At 65.2% G+C, this 19761-nt stretch carries 15 protein-coding genes and 2 pseudogenes; 4 read left to right on the top strand and 13 right to left on the bottom strand.

Features of this window, described 5'->3' with window-relative positions; translation table 11 throughout:
- Positions 1-39: 39 nt before the first annotated feature.
- Positions 40-195: pseudogene (locus CFB81_RS35825) on the top strand (transposase); the annotation flags it as partial.
- Between the two features lie 188 nt (positions 196-383).
- On the opposite strand, the gene CFB81_RS28765 reads toward CFB81_RS35825, so the two are convergent.
- The 7 genes from CFB81_RS28765 to CFB81_RS28735 all read right to left on the bottom strand — a co-directional run bounded on the left by CFB81_RS28765 (position 384) and on the right by CFB81_RS28735 (position 6817).
- Positions 384-1019 carry a shikimate kinase gene (locus tag CFB81_RS28765; protein ID WP_089437393.1) on the bottom strand — a complete coding sequence of 212 codons (636 nt, stop codon included), beginning with the start codon at positions 1017-1019 and terminating at the stop codon, positions 384-386.
- A gap of 143 nt (positions 1020-1162) precedes the next feature.
- A complete protein-coding gene (locus CFB81_RS28760) occupies positions 1163-1579 on the bottom strand; it encodes a thioesterase family protein (protein WP_089437392.1) in 417 nt (138 codons plus the stop codon).
- A gap of 42 nt (positions 1580-1621) precedes the next feature.
- A complete protein-coding gene (locus CFB81_RS28755) occupies positions 1622-2407 on the bottom strand; it encodes an enoyl-CoA hydratase-related protein (protein WP_256976354.1) in 786 nt (261 codons plus the stop codon).
- A gap of 31 nt (positions 2408-2438) precedes the next feature.
- Positions 2439-3632 (bottom strand): acyl-CoA dehydrogenase family protein, encoded by a 1194-nt coding sequence (locus CFB81_RS28750; protein WP_069617504.1) that lies wholly within the window; start codon positions 3630-3632, stop codon positions 2439-2441.
- Positions 3633-3719: 87 nt separating this feature from the next.
- Positions 3720-4493: a hypothetical protein gene (locus tag CFB81_RS28745; RefSeq protein ID WP_143328645.1), complete on the bottom strand. Its 774-nt coding sequence runs from the start codon at positions 4491-4493 to the stop codon at positions 3720-3722.
- Entirely contained in the window at positions 4490-5641 is a 1152-nt protein-coding gene (locus tag CFB81_RS28740) for a bifunctional chorismate mutase/prephenate dehydratase (protein ID WP_218829349.1), read from the bottom strand. Before CFB81_RS28740 ends, CFB81_RS28745 begins: the two co-directional genes overlap by 4 nt.
- Before the next feature lie 90 nt (positions 5642-5731).
- Positions 5732-6817: a 3-deoxy-7-phosphoheptulonate synthase gene (locus CFB81_RS28735; RefSeq protein ID WP_089437388.1), complete on the bottom strand. Its 1086-nt coding sequence runs from the start codon at positions 6815-6817 to the stop codon at positions 5732-5734.
- A 619-nt stretch (positions 6818-7436) separates the two neighbouring features.
- Here CFB81_RS28735 and CFB81_RS28730 point away from each other — a divergent pair.
- A complete protein-coding gene (locus tag CFB81_RS28730) occupies positions 7437-8300 on the top strand; it encodes a LysR family transcriptional regulator (RefSeq protein ID WP_089437387.1) in 864 nt (287 codons plus the stop codon).
- 51 nt (positions 8301-8351) lie between these two features.
- On the opposite strand, the gene CFB81_RS28725 is transcribed toward CFB81_RS28730, so the two are convergent.
- Positions 8352-9863 (bottom strand): MFS transporter, encoded by a 1512-nt coding sequence (locus CFB81_RS28725; RefSeq protein WP_124504659.1) that lies wholly within the window; start codon positions 9861-9863, stop codon positions 8352-8354.
- Positions 9864-9877: 14 nt separating this feature from the next.
- Here CFB81_RS28725 and CFB81_RS28720 point away from each other — a divergent pair, with 14 nt between their 5' ends.
- Positions 9878-11386, top strand: a complete 1509-nt coding sequence (locus tag CFB81_RS28720) for a PLP-dependent aminotransferase family protein (protein WP_089437386.1) — start codon at positions 9878-9880, stop codon at positions 11384-11386.
- Positions 11387-11420: 34 nt separating this feature from the next.
- On the opposite strand, the gene CFB81_RS36840 is transcribed toward CFB81_RS28720, so the two are convergent.
- Genes CFB81_RS36840 through CFB81_RS28700 form a run of 4 tightly spaced genes read right to left on the bottom strand, consistent with a single transcriptional unit; the run spans position 11421 to position 18138 of the window.
- Complete coding sequence (locus CFB81_RS36840; RefSeq protein ID WP_089437529.1) at positions 11421-12089, bottom strand: TetR family transcriptional regulator; 669 nt, start codon at positions 12087-12089, stop codon at positions 11421-11423.
- 17 nt (positions 12090-12106) lie between these two features.
- Entirely contained in the window at positions 12107-13645 is a 1539-nt protein-coding gene (locus tag CFB81_RS28710) for an efflux transporter outer membrane subunit (RefSeq protein ID WP_089437385.1), read from the bottom strand.
- On the bottom strand, positions 13645-16848 hold the full coding sequence (locus tag CFB81_RS28705) for an efflux RND transporter permease subunit (RefSeq protein WP_089437384.1): 3204 nt from the start codon (positions 16846-16848) through the stop codon (positions 13645-13647). The genes CFB81_RS28710 and CFB81_RS28705 overlap by 1 nt, the downstream gene beginning before the upstream one ends.
- Before the next feature lie 15 nt (positions 16849-16863).
- Positions 16864-18138, bottom strand: coding sequence for an efflux RND transporter periplasmic adaptor subunit (locus CFB81_RS28700; RefSeq protein WP_089435558.1), 1275 nt, complete (start codon positions 18136-18138; stop codon positions 16864-16866).
- A gap of 93 nt (positions 18139-18231) precedes the next feature.
- On the opposite strand from CFB81_RS28700, the gene CFB81_RS35820 reads away from it, so the two are divergent.
- Positions 18232-18486: a hypothetical protein gene (locus CFB81_RS35820; protein ID WP_124504941.1), complete on the top strand. Its 255-nt coding sequence runs from the start codon at positions 18232-18234 to the stop codon at positions 18484-18486.
- Positions 18487-19279: 793 nt separating this feature from the next.
- On the opposite strand, the pseudogene CFB81_RS36710 reads toward CFB81_RS35820, so the two are convergent.
- Positions 19280-19483, bottom strand: a pseudogene (locus tag CFB81_RS36710) (hypothetical protein); the annotation flags it as partial.
- Positions 19484-19761: the final 278 nt, after the last annotated feature.

Below are 19761 nucleotides of genomic sequence, written 5' to 3'. Positions count from 1 at the left end.
GGCCGTGATGATGTCCGCCGCTGGTCCAAAGGCAATCGCCACAACAAGGCGCTACCCAACGACGAGGTCAAGCTGCGAGCCCTCATCGCCGAGCTCAAGACTCACGGTCGACTGCTGTTCGTCGTCGATCAACCGTCCACCATCGGTGCGCTTCCTGTAGCCGTCGCCCGCGCTGAAGGTGTACTCGTCGTCTACCAGAGGTTAACAGCTCGCCGTGAAAGTTAGCTACCCAAAACAGTCTTTTTGAAACCCGTTTCTTAGTAGCGCTTTCGTCTCCCGTCCTGTCTCGCTGCGCAAAAGACAGGCAATACCAATTGTTGGCGTTCTCACATAACTGGGTAACAATCCAGCACCTACCGATAGAACGTCAACTGGACGGCGCTTCAGCGCGAAGGGTTCGAAAGCGCGCGACGTACGTCGACCGGCATCAGCACGCGGGCCAGATGCGTCACAATTGCTGCGACGGACCGGTGGGTCGTGTCGACCGTGAGATCAGCACAGGCTTCGTAGAGCGGATGCCGCTGCTGTATCAAACTTTGAAGCGTAGCAACCGGATCGTCGGTCTGCAGCAGCGGGCGGGATCGATCGTGCCGCGTTCTGGCGTGGATTTCGTCGACGGTGGCGGTCAGATGCACGACCGTGAAGCGGCGCTTCAGCGTCGAGCGGGTGCGTGCGCAGAGCACGGCGCCGCCGCCGGTCGAAAGCACGACATCGGGCCTGCCGGCGATTTCCTCGATCACCTCCGACTCCCGGGCGCGGAAGACCTGTTCACCGTCGCGCGCGAAGCATTCCCGGATCGGGTAGCCCAGCCGCGCTTCGAGCAGGGCGTCGGCGTCGACGAAGTCGATCGACAGGCGCTCTGCCAAATGCCGTCCCACCGTCGTCTTGCCGGTGCCCATCAGGCCGACGAGACAGAACCGGCGGCCGCTTTCGCGGTCCGTCCCGGGCACACCAGGGTGATTCGGCGCCACCGCGTTCGCGGCGGCTAGGCCGTCGTGCGGCCGGGAAGCGTGAGCCATGTTCAGGCCTTGTCGGTAAGGCGGCCCGATTCCGAAACGCTGCGTCAGCGATCGGGATCGAGCCGGCGTGGCACGGCGGCCGACCGTCTGGCGGACGCACACCGGCGTACCGCCAGTCAGGTCGGCCGAATCGACGGCTGCGATTACAGGCTGCCCTGATAGGCGAGCACGCCCGCCTTCAGGTCGCCCGGCAGCGGAATCGATACGTTGTTTACGTAATCGAACGTGACGTGGGTCGACAGGCCGCGTGCGACCACATGCTCGTCGTTGTCCCGGCGCGCCAGCAGATACTCGATGTCGAAACTCCGCGTGCCGAACCGGACGACGCTTGCGCGCAGATTCAGCACCTCGCCGAGCCGCACCTGATCGACGTACTCGCATACCGTCTTCACGGTGATTTGCGAGATGCGTTCGCTGAACGGTGCGTCGAGCAACCCGTACATGAACTTCACGTACGCGTCCTGCAGGTACTGGTAATAGACTGCGTTGCTGACGTGCCCCATGTAATCGATGTCCGAATAGCGGACGACGATCTGCTGAGTGAAATAGCGTTTCGTCATGATGCTCGACCTGCTCCTCGTGAAAATGAAATGGCGTGTGCGTCACGCATGCCGGAACACGGGCGCTCGCTTCGCGAGAAACGCGGCCATGCCTTCTCGCCTGTCCTCGAACGCGAAGGTCGAGTAGAACAGGCGTTTTTCGAAATCGAGGCCGGCCGACAAGGGCATCTCGGCCGTGCGGTTGATCGCCTCCTTCAGCAGGATCAGTGCCGGAAGCGAATGGGCCGCCACCTCCTGGGCGTACGCGATCGCGTGCGGGACGACGTTCTCGTCCGCGACCACCTGCGTGACGAGGCCGGCGTCGTGCGCTTCCCGTGCCGTGACGATGCGGGCGCGCAGGCACCAATCCAGCGCGCGCATTCTGCCGATCCAGCGCGGCAGGCGTTGCGTGCCGCCGAGCCCGGGAATCGTGCCGAGAGCCAGTTCCGGCTGTCCGAAGCGCGCCGACTCGCCCGCGATGACGGCGTCGCAGGCCTGGACGAGTTCGCACCCGCCTCCGGTCGCATAGCCCGTCACCGCGGCGACGACCGGTTTGCGTACGCGCCCGACGCATTCCCACGCGCCCGTGAGAAAGCGTTCGCGCACCACGTCCGCGGCGTCGAGCTCGACCATCGCGGCAACATCCGCGCCGGCGGCGAAGAACTTCGGATGCCCCGAGATGACGATCACGCTGACTTCATCATCGCCATCGAGGTGCGTCAGGTGAGCAGACAGGGCCGCCATCAATTCCGTGTTGAGTACGTTCGCCTTCGTCGGCCGGTTGAGTTGCAGATGGGCAACCCGACCGATCCGTTCGGCGACGACGAGCAGCGCTTGCATGGGGTGCATGTTGATCTCCAGTCGGGATGGATCGAGACGCTCAGTTCGCGAATGCGCTCAGGCCGGTGATCGCCTTGCCCAGCACGAGCGCGTGGATGTCATGCGTGCCCTCGTACGTATTCACGACTTCGAGATTGAGCAAGTGACGGATCACGCAGTACTCGTCGGATATGCCGTTGCCGCCGAGCATGTCGCGCGCGACGCGGGCGATGTCCAGCGCCTTGCCGCACGAGTTGCGCTTCAGGATCGACGTCAGTTCGACGCTCGCGATGCCGTCGTCGGTCATTCGGCCGAAACGAAGGCAGCCGAGCATCCCGAGCGAGATTTCGGTCAACATGTCGGCGAACTTCTTCTGGATCAGTTGGTTGGCGGCGAGCGGCCTGCCGAACTGGCTGCGGGCGAGCGTGTAATCGCGCGCGGTCTCGTAGCAGGCAGCTGCGGCGCCAAGTGCGCCCCAGGAGATCCCATAGCGTGCGGAATTCAAGCAGCTGAAGAGATCGGACAAGCGCTTCACTCCGGGCAGCACCTGTGCATCGGGGATCATAACGTCGTCCAGCACGATCTTGCCTGTCGTCGACGCGCGCAGTGCCATCTTGCCTTCGATGACGGGCGTCGACAGCCCAACGGCATTTCGTTCGACGATAAATCCGAGCACGCTGCCGTCCTCCGCCTTCGCCCAGACGATCAGCACATCCGCGATCGGTGCGTTTGTAATCCAGTTCTTCTCGCCGCTCAGGCGATAGCCACCCGGCACCTTGACCGCGCGCGTCTGCATCGCACCGGGATCGGAACCGAGGTTCGCCTCGGTCATCCCGAAGCAGCCGACCCATTCGCCGGATACGAGTTTCGGCAGATACCGCTCCCGCTGGGCGTCGGAACCGAAATGCAGAATCGGGAAGATGACGAGCGATGCCTGGATCGTCAGCAGCGACCGGTAGCCCGAATCCACGCGTTCGATTTCGTGCGAGGCAATGCCGTAGCAGACAGCATTGCGCGCTTCGCCGCCGTACTGCTCGGGCACCATGCAGCCAAACAGGCCGTGCGCGCCCATTTCGCGGAAGATCGCGCGGTCCTCATGCTCATGCCGGAACGCGTTGCGCACGCGCGGCATCAGTACGTCGGTCGCGAACGCACGCACCCGCGTGCGATACGTGTTTTCGTCGTCCGACAGTTCGCGGGCAAGCAGCAGCGGATCGAGCGAATCGAATTTCACCCTTGCCTTGGTCGTCGTCATGTTGTCGAATCCTTGATAGAGACGTGAATCGAGAGGTGAAAGGGAGCGGCAGCGGGATCATCTGTGTCCGCCTGTCCGCCTCCGGGACTACAAGCGCCGCCATAGCGATCGGCCTGCGCGTGTGTAGGTCGCGATGCGGCAGTGCGTAACGACGTTCGCCAGTTCGTCGAGCAGCGCCTTCGTAGTATCGAGATGGATGCACGCGTCGCGCGATGAGGGCGGGGCCGGCATGCGCAGGTCGATCAATTCGCGCAGATCGAGCACCGCGCCGCCCAGCAGGTCGCGATGCGAGCCGATCGTTTCGGCCGCCAGCCGGGTATGCCGGAGCATGCCGACGCCGCTCGCACCGTGTGCGCGCAGGTCGACCAGCACGCGCCGGCCGCCGGCCGGCAGCGCGCCGTCGTCGAGCGCGGCCAGGCGTTCCGTCAGGCAATCGCCTTCGGCGAGCGGCAGTGCCCAGCCGAGTTCCGGCAGGGGGGCAGCCGGACACAGCGTCGCGACGAGCGGCGCATCGGACGGGATTCGCAGCGGCGCGCGGCCGTCCCACAGCCACCACGCGGTCGGCAAGCCGGACCCGCTCATGGCGTCGTGCTCGACGGCCAGCGAGAAGCCGGTGCGGCGCACCCGGCGGCCGAGCGTTCGTTCGACGGCCTCCGGCAACGTGCGCCGGCAACTCGCCGCGAGAAACGGTACGATTTCCAGGTCGTCCTCGTAAGCGGTGCGCAGCGTGTGCAGGCACTTCACCGTGTCGCGACGCGCGAGCATGTGTGGCGTGCAGCGAAGCAGCACGATCAGGCGGTCGTCCAGCGATGCAAAGATCCGCTTGATGCGGTGCATTGCATGGTCAGCGGGCCAGTTCATTGCGCGCGCTCCCTGGCAGGGTCGGTGGGGAGCGGTGCGGCGGGTGCCGCGCACGCGGTCGAGCGCCCATACGAGCCGAGCACCGCAACCGCCGACGCCTGTCGCGTCATCTCCGCCAGCGCTGCCGCGACCGGCGCCTCGTGTGGAAAGCCCGCAAGCTCGAGATAGAAGCAATACGTCCATGCATCGTTGCCGAGCGGGCGCGTTTCAAGGAAATCGATCGAGACGCCGTAGGCTTGCAGCGGGGCGAGCAAGCGGGCGAGGCTGCCGGCGTGATGCTCGATCTCGGCCCGTATCAGCGTTTTGCCGTTGCTCGCCTCGACGCGCGGCGCGTCGCCGATGATCAGGAACCGTGTGCGATTCGACGGCTGGTCCTGAACGGCGCGCTGCAGCACCGCAACGCCGTATAGCTGCCCGGCGCGCTCGCCGGCGAGTGCTGCGTACGTGGCGTTTTCGCTGGCCGCCTTCGCCGCCGCGGCGTTGCTCGAGACAGCGCGTCGCTCGACGCCGGGCAAGTGGCGATCGAGCCAGTTCCTGCATTGCGCGAGCGCCTGCGCATGCCCGAGCACGCAGTCCACCGCGCTCAGGTCCCGCGCATGCGACAGAAGACAGTGCACGATCGGCAGGACGACTTCCCCGCTGGCGGGCACGCCGGTGCGGGCGAGCAGGTCGAGCGTGTCCGCGATGCAGCCGTGTGCGGAATTCTCGAACGGCACGACTGCGCTGGGTGCCGCACCCGACGCAACCGCGTCGAATGCGTCACCGAGCGTCGCGCAGCCGATGCGCAAGGCCGTGTCGCCGAAAAACCGGATCACCGCGTCTTCGCTATACGTCCCGCTGGGCCCGAGGAAGGCAATCGGTGCGGCCTGCTGCAGGCTCCTCGATGCGGAGAATATCTCTCCCCAGATCCGTTCGACCTGCGCAGGCCGCAGCGGCCCCGGGTTGAGCTGCTTGAGTTCGTCGAGAATCCGTTGCTCTCGCAACGGCTGCAGAATCGCGAGCCCCGCGCGCCGCTTCGACAAGCCGATCTGTTGCGCATGCTCGCTGCGGCGATTGAGCAACCGGAGCAATTCCTGGTCGATCGCGTTGATCGACCGGCGATGCCGGTCGACCTCGCGTTCATGGGGTGCGTGCGTGAGGTTGTCCATGGAGCGAAAAGAGAGTGTGTCGGGTTGTGCCGCACCGCGGGCGCGTATCCGGCCCGGCGGCCGAGCGACGCGACGGACGGTGACCATCGATCATGCGGTCGAAGAGAGGCGCGCCAGACCGGCGCACTCGCCGTCGGACGGACGCCGGCGAGCGCGGGTCGCGGCAGCGAGCCGCTCGAGCGTCGTGACCGTGTCGTCCCAGCCGATGCAGGCATCGGTCACACTCTGGCCGTAGACGAGCCCGGCGCTGTCGCCGAGCGACTGGTTGCCGGCGACGAGGTTCGACTCGATCATCACGCCGGCGACACCGGTGTCGCCGGCCGCGACGCGCGCGGCAATCGATGCGCACACGGGCAACTGGTTCTCGTGCTGCTTGCCGCTGTTGCCGTGGCTCGCGTCTATGACGACGCGGGGCGCGAGCCCGTGCGCCACCAGCAGCTCGCAGGCAGCAGCCACGCTCTGCGCGTCGTAGTTGGGGACCTTGCCGCCGCGCAGGACCAGATGGCCGTGGCCATTTCCGTCCGTCGACTGCCTGACGAAGCGGCCATCGCCATCGACGCCGAGAAAACGATGGCGGCTGCGTGCCGAACGGATCGCGTCGATCGCAACCTTCAGGCCGCCGTCGGTGCCGTTCTTGAATCCGATCGGGCAGGCCAGCCCGGACGCCATTTCACGGTGGATCTGCGATTCGGTCGTGCGGGCGCCGATCGCGCCCCACGATACGAGGTCCGCAAGATAGTGCTGGCTCAGGACGTCGAGGAACTCGGTGGCAACCGGCAAACGCAGCGACGTGACGTCCAGCATCAGCTGGCGCGCGATCCGCAGCCCTGCATCAATGTCGTGCGATTCGTCCAGATGCGGATCGTTGATCAGGCCTTTCCAGCCGAGACAGGTTCTCGGCTTCTCGAAATAGACGCGCATCACGATTTCCAGGTCGCGATGCAGCGTGCGCCGAACCTCGGACAGGCGCGCCGCATAGTCCAGCGCAGCGGTGCGCTCGTGCACCGAGCAGGGGCCAACGATCACGAGAAGCCGGTCGTCGTCTCCATCCAGAATGCGGCGGATCGCATCCCGCGATTCGGCGACGAAGCACATCTCGTCGCGATCGGCCGGCAGTTCACACCGCAGGCGTGCCGGAGGGGAGACGAACACGGTGGGATCGTATTGCTCGTTCATGGCTTCCTCGCTAATCATTGGTATTGCAAATTGATCAATAGGCTATCGAACCGAAGTAGTCGGATCGCGTTACGTCGCATTCTCAAAAATCCGGCAATACATTCCGGCTGGCTTATTGATCGATTAAATCCATCCGATGCGTAATTTGGCGAAATTCTGGCCACACCAATCCACCCCCATGAATATTCGATGGAGTGGCAAGTGCAATTCGAAAGCTTTTTGAATGCAATTCGTCAAAAACGAATGTAATCAAAAAGCGCGCCCCGCCGTCCTGGCAAAATGCCGGAACAGTGTGAATCACGCGATCTCGATTGCTGGATCCCGGAAGGAAGATCGGTCTGCGCCCTGTCGCCGGACCAGCTTCGCCATGGCTGCCGGCGTGCGCATGGCATGCCCGGCGCAAACCCGCGCCGGCGGCTTACCCGGTGCGAAAGAGGCCCGGTTGCGATAAAACCGGTCGGATGCCGGCGCAGATGGAGTTATTCATGTGGCCCTCTCAATAATATCCGTTCTGAATCGCTATTCACGTGTGGCGAGTTGACAGAATTATGGAGTTCCCCGAGTATGTGTTGAATATCGAAATGATTATTTCAATCACAACAATTCTGGATGATTGGCCATGGCTACACTCGACGTCGATGCTGTTCGTGCATTTCTGCTGGTTGCCGAATTGGAAAGCTTTACAAAGGCGGCAGATTTTCTCGATACGACACAGGGCGTGGTCAGCGTGAAATTGAAACGCCTCGAGGAACGCCTGGGATACCGGTTGCTCGATCGCACACCGCGCAGCGTGAGACTGTCGCGGGAAGGGAATGCATTCGTCGAATCCGCGCGCGAATTCGTCGCCGCGCATGACCGCGCGCTGCGTGGGCTGGCGCTGCCGCCCGCGCGTCTGATGCTCGGCGTGAGCCACAATCTCGTGGGCACGGAATTGACGGCATTGCTGTCGATGCTTCATGTGTTCGATCCCGGGCTCACGATCGAAGTGCGCGTCGACAATTCCCGCCGGCTGCTCGCCGAGCTCGATGGCCGCAATCTCGACGCCGCGATCGTCCGGCGCGTCGAGGGACGCGACGACGGCTGCGTGATCGCCAACGAACAGATCGGCTGGTACGCCGCGCCGAGCTTGCATTACGAGCCGGGAACGCCGCTGCGTGTTGCGTCGTTGCCCGCCACGTGCAGAGTGCGTACGATGGCGTCGCGGGCGCTCGACGACGCGGACATTCCCTGGCTGGAGGTCTTCGTGGGTGGGGGCGTGAATACGGTCGCAGCCGCCGTGTCCGCAGGCCTGGCCGTCGCAGCGCTGGCCCGGCCCGCGGCGCCGGCCGGATCCGTCGAGGTCGGCGCCCGGTTCGGATTGCCGCCGCTGCCGAGTTCCGACGTCATGTTGCACAGCGGCTCGCTGGACGAGCGCGCGAAACAGGCGCTGCGCGTCATCGCCGCTTCGTATGGCAGCAAGGATCGCGTCGCGGACACGATGTGAGCGCCCCGTGCCGCACGCGGGCAAATGCGCCCCGCGCCCCCGCGCGCCGGATCAAATGCCGCGCACGGCGCTCGTCGTCCGATCGCGACGCTGCACCATCCAGACGCTGACCAGGAACCCCGCGACGAGCGGCACGAGCATCCATTCGAGGCCGATGCGCATCGCGTGCGCATGCGCTGCCGCGCCGCTACCCTCGCCGAGCGCGCCGAAGAACGCACCGCCGATGCAGGCGGCCGCGAAAGCGGCGCCGATATAGAGCATCGCGACGATCGCGCCGGCGGTCATGCCGGCATGGCGCGCATCTACGTCCGCCAGCACGATCCGCTGCAGCGACGGCAGCGCCAACCCTTGTCCAGTCCCGGCAATCAGGATACCGATATAAAACGGCAGTTCCGGCGCGCCGTGGCCCAGTTGCAGTGCGCAGAGCCCGAAGCCGCCGGCGAGGCAACCGAACCCGAGCGGCATCAGGCCCTCGCCGATGCGGCGGGCGAGCCATGGCGTCGCGAGCGGCCCGAGCAGATAGCCGGCACCGTAGGGAGCGAGGCCGAGGCCCGATTGCAGCGGGGTCCAGCCGAGCCCCTCCTGCAGGTAGATGCCATAGGTGAGAAAGAACGCCGCGATGCTGTAGAAGAGGAACGCGAGCAGCAAGCCGATTGCCACGACCGGCTGGCTCAACACTGCCACATCGACGAGCGGATCGCGCGCCTGCCGCGCAACCCGACGCTCGATCCCGATGAACGCAACGAACGCCGGTATGCACAGGCCGAGACTCCAGAACGTCCATGCGGGCCAGTGCAGTTCGCGGCCGACGGTCAGCGGATAGATCAGCAGCATCAGCGCAACGGTCAGCGCGACCATGCCCGGGACGTCGATGCGCGCGCCGCGCTCCGCGCGGCTCTCGGGCAGATATCGCCAGGTTCCCGCCAGCGCGAGCATGCCGATCGGCACGTTCACGAGAAATACCACGCGCCAGTCGAGTCCCCAGGGATGCAGATCGATCAGCGCGCCGCCGCCGACCTGCCCTGCCACCGACGCGAGCCCGAACACGAACCCGTAGAGGCCCATCAGGCGCGGCTGCATCTGCACCGGAAAGACGGTGCGGATCGACGCGAGGACCTGCGGCGTGATCAGCGCCGCGCTGATGCCCTGCACGACGCGGCTCGCGACCAGCACCTCGCCGCTCGTCGCCATGCCGCACAGCGCCGATGCCACGACGAAGGCTGCCATGCCGATCATGAAGATTCGCCGGCGTCCGTACAGATCGCCGAGGCGCCCGCCGGTGATCAGGACGACGGCATAGGCGAGCGCGTAGGCGGAGACCGTGAGCTGGATCTGCGCGTCGCTGGCTTTCAGGCCGACGTGAATCGCAGGCAGCGCCAGATTGACGATGAAGTAATCCAGCGGCGGCAGGAATACGCCTGTATAGAGCGACGCGAGCGCAAGGCCGCGGCGCAGGGAAGACGCTTCGAGAGTCATGCGCGTAATCGGTAAAGGAATGACATGGTTTGCACGATAGCAACAGGTGGCACTATTATCTAAGCCCACTTTCGGAAACCGGATCACTCCACTTTCAGGCCATGAGCAAACGCGCCACCCCACCCGTCTGGGGCGCTTTCGCTGTCGATCCCGCCGCGGCGCTGCCGTTTCAGGAGCAGATCGCCCGGCACCTGCGCGAGGCGGTGCTGCGCGGTCACCTGCGTCCGGGCGCGCGCCTGCCGTCGACGCGATCGTTCGCGGCCGAACTGGGCGTGTCGAGGCAGACCGTCGTGCTGGCGTACGACAGGCTCATCGCGGAGGGCTATGCGCGCGGGCAGCGCGGCTCCGGCATCTACGTGCCGGACGTGTTGCCGGAAGATCTGGCGCCGCCCGCCGCCACGGCGCCGCTGTCCGTGACCTCCGCGGGCGGCGATGCGTACCCGGTGCTGTCCGAGCGAGGCCGCCGCCTGGCCGGGCTGCCGGTCACGCCGGTGCCGCGCGGGCCGGGCCTGCTCGCGCCGGGCACCCCCGCGTTCGATGCGTTCCCGTACGACACGTGGACTCGCCTGTCCGCCCGTTTCTGGCGCAGCCGGCCGACCGCCGACCAGCTCGGCTACGCCGATCCGGCCGGATACCGCCCGCTGCGCGAGGCGATCGCCGAACATCTGGGCGTGACGCGCGGCCTGCCGTGCGATGCCGACGACGTGGTGATCACGTCCGGCTCGCAGCACGCGATCGCGCTGGCCGCGCGCCTGCTGATCGACGCGGGCGACACGGTGTGGATCGAGAACCCGGGATTCGTCGCGGGACACAGTGCGGTCGAAAGCGCGGGCGCACGTGCGGTGCCGGTGCCGGTCGACGCGGAGGGCCTCGACGTCGAGGCCGGTGCACGGCTGGCCGCGGACGCGCGCCTCGCGGTAGTGACGCCGTCGCATCAGTACCCGCTCGGCGTGACGATGAGCCTGCGGCGCCGGCTCGCGCTGCTGGACTGGGCCGAGCGTACGGACGCCTGGATCGTCGAGGACGATTGCGACGGCGACTACCGCTACGCCGGGCGGCCGCTGCACCCGCTGCGCGCGCTCGGCCGACAATCAGCCGCGAATCGCGTCATCTACGTCGGCACGTTCGCGAAGGTCCTGGCGCCCGGCTTGAGGATCGGCTTCCTGATCGCGCCGCCGGGGCTCGCCGGGGCTTTTGCGCACGCCCGCGCACTGGTTGACCGGCAATCGCCGACGCCGTTGCAGGTCACGCTCGCGGAATTCATCGGCGAAGGGCATTTCGCGACGCACCTGCGCCGCATGCGGATGCTTTATGCGGAGCGTCGGGACGCGCTGCTGGCCGCGCTCGAATGCCATTGCGCGGACGTGCTCGATTGGGGAGACGCGCCCGATGCCGGCCTGCATCTCGTCGCGAAGCTGCGTGGCGCGGCCGCACCGGACGCGGATCTCGTGGTATGGAAAGCTGCGGCGGCGCTCGGACTGCAGACGCCGCCGCTGTCTGCGCACTACCGCGGCGGCGGCGAGGCCGGGCTCGTGATCGGTTTTGGCGCGACGCTGCCGGGCAACATGCAGGATGCCGTGCTGCGGCTGCGGCGCGCCATCGTCGCCTGACCTGCGTGTCGGCGGCCCGGCGCGCCGCCCGCGGTCAGGCTATCGGCATCGCGCCGCCCCGATTCGCGGCGCGAGCGCGCGTGCAGACCGCTTCGATGCCGCGCCCGACGATCCGCGCGGTGGCGTCGCCCATCTTGCGCGGCGCCGCATGAAATGCGCACAGACGCGCGTGCCCCACCAGCAATGCCTGGAGAAAATAGGCGTCGGTTTCGGTTTCGCCCACCGATACTGTCGCGCCGTTTTCGTCGGCGTCGCCGAGTTTGTTCAGGATCGCGACGAGCGTCTCATGCATCTCCTGAAACAGCTCGATCGCGAGATGCGCCGTCAACGGCTCGGCAAGGAAAATCTCGTCGTGCGGGAGCAGCTTGCCGCCGGGTCGGCGGATCGCCTTCGCTTCGGCGCAGCGCGCGCCGCCCGACAACAACAGGCGGCAGAACGCCTGGATGCTCCCGCGCCGGCTGCCGCGCCGCGCAAGTGCCGCCAACTGGTCGCGAAACGACTCCCGCACCCGGACAAAGAGCGCCAGCAGCAAATCGCTCTTGTCCCTGAAGTGCCAATACACCGCGCCGCGCGTGACTCCGGCCGCCTCGGCAATGTCCTCGAGCGACACGGCGCCATAGCCGCATGCATCGAAAAGGCGCTCGCTCGCGTCGAGAATGGCTTCCCGGGTCAAGCGCGCCGCTTCCTTGGTCTTGCGAACCATTTTCGTCATGCTCGCGGTCAGTTCGCGCGCGCCGCCGTGGCCGATGCGAACGGTACGGCCGCCTTGCCGTCGTCGATCGGCTGGTCGGCCGGGCGCGGCGCTTCGCCGGCGCGCTGGATCCAGCCGCCGCCGAGCGCGCGGTACAGATCGACCAGGTTCGTCCAGCGCGCCAGGCGTGCGCTGATCAGCGACGTCTGCGCCGTGTACAGGTCCGTCTGCGCGGTCAGCACCGTCAGGTAGCTGTCCACACCGTTCTTGTAACGCAGGTCCGACAAGTCAAAGCGACGCTGTTGCGCGTGCTCGTTGCGCTCCAGCGCCGCGATCTGCTGATCGTACGTGCCGCGTGCGGCAAGCCCGTCCGACACTTCGCGGAACGCCGACTGGATCGCCTTCTCGTAGTTGGCGATCTCGATGCGCTTCTGCACGTGCGCAAGATCGAGATTCGCAAGGTTCGCGCCGCCCTCGAAGATCGGCAGCGCGATGTTCGGCGCGAACGACCACGCCGCCGTGCCGGCCTTGAACAGGCCGCCCAGCGTCGGGCTCGCGGTGCCGAACGCGGCCGTCAGCGAGATGCGCGGGAAGAACGCCGCGCGCGCCGCGCCGATGTTCGCGTTGGCCGCGCGCAGGTTCTGCTCCGCTTCCATGATGTCCGGACGGCGCGTCAGCAGGTCCGACGGCAACCCGGCCGGGATGTCGGTCAGGAAGTCTTGCGCATCGAGCGGCATGCCGGCCGGCAGATCGCCCGGCAGCGGCTCGCCGATCAGCAGCACCAGCGCGTTCACCGCCTGCGCGCGGGCGCGCGCCTGCGCCTGCCGGTTCGCAAGCGCCGTCTCGACGATCGTCTGCGCCTGGCGCAGGTCGAGCGCGGAGCCCGTGCCGTTGTCGAACTTCAGCTTCGTCAGGTCGTACGACGCCTGTGCGGTCCTCAGCGTATCGTCCGTCACCTTCAGCAGGTCGTCGGTCGACAGCACCGTCAGGTACTGCTCCGCCACCTGCGACACCAGCGCGATCTCCGATGCCTTGCGGGCCTGCGCGGTCGCGAGGTATTGCGCGAGCGCCTGCTCCTTCAGGCTCTGGATCCGGCCGAACAGGTCGAGCTCCCATGACGCCTGCGGCCCGACGTTGTAGGTCGTCGTGATGTTGCGTCCCGGGACAGCCGTCAGCGCGTTCGGCAGCCGCTGGCGATTGCCGGTGCCCACCGCGTCGAGCGTCGGAAACAAGTCCGCGCGCGTGATCTGGTACTGCGCGCGCGCCGCCTCGATGTTCAGCACCGATACGCGCAGGTCGCGATTGTTTTTCAGCGCGATCTCGATCAGCCGCTGCAGGCGCGGATCGACGAAGAACTCGCGCCAGCCGACGGCAGTCGCCGCCTGGCCATTCGCGCTGCGCGCGCCGGCCTTCGCGGTCGGCTGCGTCGCGTACGCGCCGCCGGACGGAAACGCCTGTGCAACAGGCGCAGCCGGCCGCTGGTAATGCGGCGCCATCGTGCAGCCCGTGGCGAAGAGCGCGGTGGCAAATGCGATCGCACTTGCACTCAAAGTGTGTTTTTGCATCATCACTGTCCGTTGTTGCCGGCGTCTTCGTCGTCGTGCGGTCGCTCTTCGTGACGCGAATGCGCCTGTGCGAGCCGCAGGGCGAGATCGGCATCTTCCTGCTCACCGCTGAAGATCTGGCGTACCTTCACGAAGAACATCGGGATCGTGAAAATCGCGAGGAACGTCGCGGTGATCATCCCGCCGATCACACCCGTGCCGATCGCGTGCTGGCTGGCCGAACCCGCGCCGTTGCTGATCGCGAGCGGCAGCACGCCGAGAATGAACGCGAGCGACGTCATCATGATCGGACGCAGCCGCAGGCGCGCCGCTTCCAGCGCGGCCTCGATCGGCCCCATCTTCTCCGCGACCTGCAGCTCGCGCGCGAACTCGACGATCAGGATCGCGTTCTTCGCGGACAAGCCCACGGTGGTCAGCAGGCCAACCTGGAAGAACACGTCGTTCTCGAGGCCGCGCAGCGTCGTCGCGAGCAACGCGCCGACCACGCCGAGCGGCACGACCATGATCACCGAGAACGGAATCGACCAGCTTTCATACAGCGCCGCGAGACACAGGAACACGACGAGGATCGAGATCGCGTACAGGATCGGCGCCTGCGAGCCCGACTGGATTTCCTGGAACGACAGGCCCGTCCACGCATAGCCGACGCCTTCCGGCAGCTTCTTCGCGAGCGTTTCCATCGCGGCCATCGCCTGGCCGGTCGACTTGCCTTCCGCGGCCTGCCCCTGGATCTCGAACGACGAGACGCCGTTGTAGCGCTCCAGCTTCGGCGAACCGTAGGTCCAGCGGCCGGTCGCGAACGCACTGAACGGCACCATCCCGCCCGACCCGTTGCGCACGTACCAGACGTTCAGGTCGTCCGGCGTCATCCGGAACGGCGCGTCGGCCTGCACGTACACCTTCTTGATCCGGCTGTCGGTGTCGAGGAAGTTGTTCACGTACTTCGACGCCCACGCGATCGAGAACGTCTGGTCGATTGCATCCGGCGTCACGCCGAGCGCATCCGCCTTCTCGCGGTCGATGTCCACCTTGTACTGTGGCGTGTCGTTCAGGCCATTCGGGCGCACCAGCGCGAGCAGGGGGTCCTTCGACGCCATCCCGAGCAGCTGGTTGCGTGCCGCCATCAGCGCGTCGTGGCCAAGACCGGCGTTGTCCGTCAGCTCGAAGTCGAAGCCGGACGCGTTGCCGAGTTCCCGAATCGACGGCGGGTTGAACGGAATCACCATCGCATCCTTGTACTTCGCATAATGCGCGGCGGTCCTTCGCAGCAGCGCCTGCACCTTCTGGTCCGAACGCCGGCGCGCCGAGAAGTCCTTCAGCTTCACGAACACGAGACCCGAGTTCTGGCCGCGACCCGCGAAGCTGAAGCCGTTGATCGTGAACACCGAGTCGACCACGTCCTTCTCCGCGGTGGTCAGGTACGCGTTGATGTTGTCGAGCGTCTTGCCGGTCGTTTCCTGCGTCGAGCCGGACGGCGTCTGCACGATCACGAACATGTAGCCCTGGTCTTCGTCCGGCAGGAACGACTTCGGCAGACGCACGAACAGCAGGCCGACCGCGACGAGCACGGCGAGATAGATCACGAGCCAGCGGCCCGAGCGCTTGATCACGTGTTGCACGCCGACGTGGTACCGATCGCGGCTCTTGTCGAAGGTCCGGTTGAACCAGCCGAAGAAGCCCTTCTTCTCTTCGTGGTGGCCCTTCGGGATCGGCTTCAGGATCGTCGCGCACAGTGCCGGCGTCAGGATCAGCGCGACCAGCACCGACAGCACCATCGCCGACACGATCGTCAGCGAGAACTGACGATAGATCGCGCCGACCGAGCCGCCTGAGAACGCCACCGGCACGAACACCGCCGACAGCACGAGCGCCACGCCGACGAGTGCGCCGGTGATCTGGCCCATCGCCTTCCTGGTCGCCTCCTTCGGCGACAGGCCTTCCTCGACCATCACGCGCTCGACGTTCTCCACCACCACGATCGCGTCGTCGACCAGCAGGCCGATCGCGAGCACGAGGCCGAACATCGACAGCGTGTTGATCGAGAAGCCGACGGCTGCCATGATCGCGAACGTGCCGAGCAGCACGACCGGCACCGCGATCGTCGGGATGATCGTCGCCCGCAGGTTCTGCAGGAACAGATACATCACGAGGAACACCAGCACGATGCCTTCGAGCAGCGTCTTGACCACTTCCTCGATCGACAGGCGCACGAACGGCGTCGTATCGAACGGATAGTGGACGACCAGCCCGCGCGGGAAGTATCGCGACAGCTCGGCCACCTTCGCCTGGATCGCACTCACGGTCGCCAGCGCGTTGGCGCCGGTCGCGAGCTGGATGCCGAGCCCGGCCGTGGGTTGCCCCATGTACTTCGTGTCGAAGTTATAGTTTTCCGTCCCCAGGGATACCCTGGCGACATCCTTGACGCGCACTTGCGAACCGTCCTGGTTGACCTTCAGCAGGATGTTGCCGAACTGCTCGGGGGTGCGCAGCAGCGTCGCCTCGGTGATGGTCGCCTGCAGCACGGTGCCCGGTTTCGCCGGCGTGCCGCCGATCTGGCCGCCCGCGACCTGCACGTTCTGCGCGCTGATCGCGGCCGTCACGTCGGACGGCGTGAGGCCGTAGTTCGTCAGCTTCGTCGCATCGAGCCACACGCGCATCGCATATTGCGAACCGAGCAGCAGTGTCTGGCCGACGCCGTTGATGCGGCTGATCGAATCGAGGACGTGCGACGCGACGTAGTTCGTCAGGTCGTCCTTCGACATGCTGCCGTCTTCGGAGTTGAACGCAATCCACAGCAGGAAGCTGCTGCTCGACTTCGTCACCGACATGCCGAGCTGCTGCACGACCTGCGGCAGGTTCGGCGTCGCGAGCGACAGCTTGTTCTGCACCTGCACCTGCGCGATGTCCGGGTTCGTGCCCGGCGCGAAGGTCAACGTGATCGTCGCATTGCCCGAGTCGTCGCTCGTCGACGACATGTACAGGAAGTTGTCGAGACCGCTCATCTGCTGCTCGATCACCTGCGTCACCGTGTCTTCCACCGTCTTCGCGGAAGCGCCCGGGTAGTTCGCGGTGATCTGGATCGATGGCGGCGCGATCGTCGGATACTGCGAGATCGGCAGCGTGAAGATCGCCGCAACCCCGGCCAGCATCAGGATGATGGCGATCACCCACGCGAAGATCGGGCGATCGATAAAAAACTTTGCCATGAAACAGGCTCCCTGTTATTTCGCGCTCGAGGCAGCGGCAGCACTCGCCGGCGCGGCGCCCGATGCGGCGGCACCGGAAGCGGCAGCGGCGCCGGACCCGGCGGCGGCCGGCGCGGCGGGGGCAGCAGCACCCGAGGCGGCATCGGCCGCCGGTGCGAGCTGCGCGGGGACCGTCTTCACGGTCGCGCCCGGGCGCACCTTGTCGACGCCTTGCACGATCACGTGATCGCCCGCTTGCAGACCGCCTTCGACGATCCAGTTCTGGCCTTGCATGCCGGTCGTCTTCAGCGGACGCGGCTCGACCTTGTTGCTGGCGTTCACCACCATCGCGATCGCCTGCCCCTTCTGGTCGTGCGTGACGCCGATCTGCGGCACCAGGAACGCGTTCTCGTTCACGCCTTCCTCGATCCGCGCGCGCACGAACATCCCCGGCAGCAGCACCTTGCCCGGGTTCGGGAACACCGCGCGGATCGTCACCGAGCCGGTGGTCTGGTCGACCGTCACGTCCGAGAACTGCAGCTTGCCGGCTTCCGAATAGGTCTTGCCGTCTTCCAGGATCAGCGACACCTTCGCCGCGCCCGGACCGCTCGTCTTCAGACGGCCGCTCTGCACGTCCTGACGCAGCTTCAGCCCTTCGAGGCTCGACTGCGTGAGGTCGACGTACACCGGATCGAGCTGCTGCACCGTCGACATCAGCGTCGCCTGGCTCGCCTGCACGTACGCGCCCGGCGTCACCTGCGAGATGCCGACGCGGCCGCTGATCGGCGACACGACATCCGTATAGCCGAGGTTGATCTGCGCGGTGTCGACCGCCGCCTTGCCGGCCGCGACATCCGCCGCGGCCTGGCCCTGCGTGGCGACCGCGTTGTCGTAGTCCTGCTTGCTGACCGCGTTCGCGGCGACCAGCACCTTGTAGCGCGCGACCAGTGCGTTCTGCGTGACGAGATTCGCCTGCGCCTTCGCGAGCGTCGCCTTCGCGCTGTTCAGCGCGGCGATGTACGGCGCCGGATCGATCTTGTAGAGGCGTTGACCGGCCTTGACGTCGGTGCCTTCGGTGAATTCACGGCGCAGCACGATGCCGTCGACCCGCGCACGGACCTGCGCGACGAGGAATGCACTGGTGCGGCCCGGCAGGTCGGTGAAGACCGGTACGGCTTGCGGCTGGACGGTGACGACGCCGACTTCCGGCGTTTGCGGCGGCGGTGCCGATTCTTTCTTCCCGCACGCGGCCAGGAAAACGGCGGCCGTCGCGACAGTGATTAAGCGGTATGGAACCCGTTCGACGCGCATGGAGCGACCTCTCACAATCAATGAATAACAACCAATCGGTTCTGGTTTTTCTTCAACAACGCCTATGCCTGCCGGTTCCATCCGGAACCCTGCATGCGAATTTCCCTCCGGCACATCCTTTCCGGAACGCATTGCTCACGCGACTCGATCGCGATCTGCGAGATGGCTGCGACTACTGATAGTGGGAGAATCGGTTGCAATGAAAAGCGCGAGCGACGTCACATCCGGCAGCAGCTTTCGGGCGATTTGCAGGCCAACGTCAATGTCGTCGGCCTCCGCCGTAATTTTCACGAGATTGCTTCCATCAAAGATTTCATTCAACGAAGCGCTCTCACGAATCGCTTTTAAATAATCCGTCGCGAGCGGCCGGCCTCATGTTTCCCCATCGGAATACGCGTGCATGACTGACGTCCGCATGCCATCGGCATCGCAGTGCGAGCCGATATTCAGGGGCTGGGCTGGGCGGATATTTGATTCAGGCACGACCTACACCGAGGTGCAATGCTTGACGGGTTGGCGCCCACTGCATATCCGATGGATGGCGAGGATTTTCTTTGCGAGACTCTTATCCTGGCTCCGCAAAGATTGCGGGCAGACTTCCGCCCACTACCGCACACGCTGCCGAAAGCAAGCCTCGCGCAAGCAAGACATGTTTGACTCCGTCGAATTCCCGCTCGAATCGCATAAATCCCGGTGCGTCACCCGTAGTATCGAGCGGATCTGCGTATCCACGTATATCCGCCATGAATATCGTGTCACGAGATATTTGCCGCATCCGGAGGTCATCGAGACAGAGCGGGATGACGGGCGTGAGCAATGGATGGCTCCACGAATACATATCCGCCAAATAGACCTCATCTGTTAGCGATCGATCGAATTATGAGGCTCCGCGAAATTTTTTAAAATGTCGAAAATGCTATTTCAAACACAACAAATTCGGATTATCGGCAAATATTGCGCCTGACGTAGATGCCGCGCTTACCTTTCCATTGATTATGTAATTTGGAAGCTTTACGAAAGCGACTGGGAGAACGACTGGGATTCCGATTACCTGGTCGCAACCCGAGAAACGCCAGGCTGTCGAGAGAGAGCGCCTTCATCGATGCGGGGAGAGAATTCATCGAGGCGCGCTGACCGTGCGTTAGTGCGTTACGCAGGCCAGCTTGCAATGATTGGCTTCGCGCCACCCTTCGCTGCTAACGTTACCCAACACCCGCGATTTCCATTGGCATTCGTTCCATTTGAGACCCGCTTTGGAGTCGAGTACCATGCCACCACCGACTCCATATACCCCAGAACCGTTTTTTCCCAGCGTGAGTGTCCGAATTGCAATGTTTAGCGAAAATCCCCATTGGGATGACCTCTTTACAGAGGGCGCGTATTCGTCGCAAATGGAATGATTGACGAGTACGACATTGGGAAAAGCAGCCGATGCACCGTCCAATCCCGATACTAGCGAGACGATTGCTCGATAGATCATCTTGATCGGAAGCTTATCGGAGGGAGTACTTTCAACCGTACTTGCGCCATTGGCAGTGAGGACTGGAACAACAACGACCTTTTGCTCTAGTGGTTGCTGCGGCACATGTAAGTCGTCACGAACGACCAGTGAGGCCGTCGCCG

Source organism: Burkholderia sp. AU28863 (assembly GCF_002223195.1).
GTDB classification, from domain to species: domain Bacteria; phylum Pseudomonadota; class Gammaproteobacteria; order Burkholderiales; family Burkholderiaceae; genus Burkholderia; species Burkholderia sola.
Note: the sequence above shows the minus strand (reverse complement) of the source record. Positions and strands in the feature narration are given on the sequence as shown.